Origin of the sequence: Citrobacter sp. wls615, assembly GCF_005281355.1 — a bacterium.
In the GTDB taxonomy this organism is placed as follows: domain Bacteria; phylum Pseudomonadota; class Gammaproteobacteria; order Enterobacterales; family Enterobacteriaceae; genus Citrobacter; species Citrobacter werkmanii.
Genome location: NZ_SZXM01000096.1, coordinates 1 through 2,403, shown reverse-complemented (window position 1 = coordinate 2,403; position 2,403 = coordinate 1). Strand labels below are relative to the sequence as shown.

Sequence of the window (2,403 nt, the reverse complement as noted above, 5' to 3'; positions counted from 1 at the left end):
AGCTGGGGGTTTTCTGTGCACAAAAAAGGCATGTCAGATGACATGCCCTTGCAGAAAATATTGCGACAATCAGGTCACTGGCGCCGGGTTAAACACCGCCAGTTGGTTATGCAGTCCCCACTGATCCGAGAAGGTTTTCTTACGCCCGCTGGCGACGTCAAGAATAAACTCGAACAATTTCAGCCCCACGTCTTCAATGGTTTCTTCTCCGGTGGCGATGGTGCCTGCGTTGATGTCCATCAGGTCAAACCAACGATTGGCCAGCTCAGTCCGCGTCGCCATTTTTATCACCGGCACGGCCATCAGGCCGTACGGCGTACCGCGACCGGTGGTGAATACCTGCACGGTGATCCCGGAAGCAACCTGTTGCGTACCGCAGACAAAATCGCTGGCGGGGGTCGCGGCGTAAATCAGTCCTCGTTTGGTTGGGCGCTGGCCCGGCGACAATACTTCGACGATGGCGCTCTTGCCTGATTTGGCGATTGAGCCCAGCGCTTTTTCCACCACGTTTGCCAGACCGCCTTTCTTGTTGCCCGGTGAAGGGTTGGCGCTGCGGTCAGTCTTGCCCATATCCAGGTAGTTATCGTACCAGGCCATCTCTTCGAGCAGGCGCTTACCTACTTCTTCGTTAATCGCGCGCGGGGTCAGAAGGTGGATGGCATCGCGCACTTCGGTCACTTCCGAGAACATCACGGTCGCGCCGCAGCGTACTAACAGGTCGGAGGCATAACCCACCGCTGGGTTGGCCGTCACGCCGGAAAAGGCATCGCTACCGCCGCACTGCATTCCGACCACCAGTTCTGATGCCGGGCAGGTTTCACGTTGGCGTTGGTTGAGCTTTGCCAGATGGCGTTCTGCCACTTGCAAAATATCAGCAACCATCGATTGAAAGCCGACGTGCTTTTCATCCTGCAGACTGACGATGCTGGCGCTGTCGACCGGGATACTTTGGACATCATGAGTTCCTTCCAGCAGTCGCTCCGGTTGCAGTTTTTCGCAGCCGAGGCCAATAACCATCACTTCACCGCCAAAGTTGGGGTTCAGCGCAATATTATGGATGGTGCGAATCGGCACAATGGCGGCCGGAGCGTTAATCGCCACCCCGCAGCCGTACAGGTGATTAAGCCCCACCACGCCGTCAACGTTCGGGTATTTGGGGAGCAGATCGCGCTCAATGATTTTCACCACATAATCCACCACGCCCGCAACGCAGTGCACGCTGGTGGAGATGCCGAGCAGATTCTTGGTGCCAACGCTGCCGTCTGTATTGCGATAGCCTTCGAAGGTATAACCTTCAAGAGGCGGCAGTGGCTCTGGCACTTTGGTTGCCAGCGGCAGCGTCTCCAGCGGCGGGGCCTTGGGCAGCTCAACCATGGATTCATCAATCCAGCTACCGCGCGGGATATCGCGAACGGCATAGCCTATCACTTCGCCATAACGCACAATTTCGCCGTGAACAGGAATATCGCATAGCGCCACTTTATGACCCTGGGGAATATGTTCAATGAGTTCGAGTCCGTCTGGAAAACGCGTTCCGGCTTTCAGACCATTGTTATTGACAATAATCGCCACATTATCTGTTGCGTGAACTTTAATATAAAACGCCGTTGGCGATTGTTGTCTGATTTCGATGTCGGCCATTGTCCAGTATTCTCCAGCAAGGTGGTGATAATAGTGTGGATATTTATATTTTGAATCTAATTATCAGTAATAAATATTCGGTATCGTGAAATAAGAATGTCAGGAGTTTAAAATTAAGAATGTGATCATGATCACTTAAACTCAGCAGGACCGTACCACCAAGGGGACTAATCAGTAAATGTGTGCATTAGCGCCCATGGGTGTGTGCATATGCCCAAAATATTATTTTAATAAGGCGTGATTAGTGAGCTTCTGCACAATGATTAACGTTGCTCTGCTGATTATACTAAATCACGGTTTCATAACGTCTGATAAATTATTATGTGTTTTTATTATCGGTAATTTATCACCAGGGATAGCTAACAAATAATAATAAAAACATTTTTATGTGCCCGAGGTAAATAGAATGATTCTGGATGCAATTGTCGAGAAAAAGAAAGTTACACGTACCCGCTATTTAATATTACTGATAATTTTTATTGTTACTGCCGTTAACTATGCGGACCGTGCGACGCTGTCAATTGCCGGCACGGAAGTGGCGAAAGAGTTGCACCTCAGCGCCATCTCAATGGGTTATATTTTTTCCGCTTTCGGATGGGCTTATCTGTTGATGCAAATCCCCGGCGGCTGGCTGCTCGATAAGTTCGGCTCGAAGAAAGTCTATACCTGGAGCCTGTTCTTCTGGTCACTATTTACCTTCCTGCAGGGCTTTGTGGACATGTTCCCGCTGGCCTGGGCGGGTATTTCAATGTTCATCATGCG

Annotated in this window: 2 protein-coding genes; one reads left to right on the top strand and one right to left on the bottom strand. The window is 50.7% G+C overall.

Going from position 1 to position 2,403, the window contains the following annotated elements:
- Positions 1–69: 69 nt before the first annotated feature.
- The gene (garD, locus tag FDX04_RS24105; protein ID WP_137371600.1) at positions 70–1,641 is read right to left on the bottom strand and encodes a galactarate dehydratase; all 1,572 of its coding nucleotides are present in this window, start codon (positions 1,639–1,641) and stop codon (positions 70–72) included.
- A 406-nt stretch (positions 1,642–2,047) separates the two neighbouring features.
- On the opposite strand from garD, the gene FDX04_RS24095 reads away from it, so the two are divergent.
- Positions 2,048–2,403: MFS transporter (locus FDX04_RS24095; RefSeq protein WP_137371599.1), on the top strand; the 356-nt coding region annotated here is incomplete at its 3' end.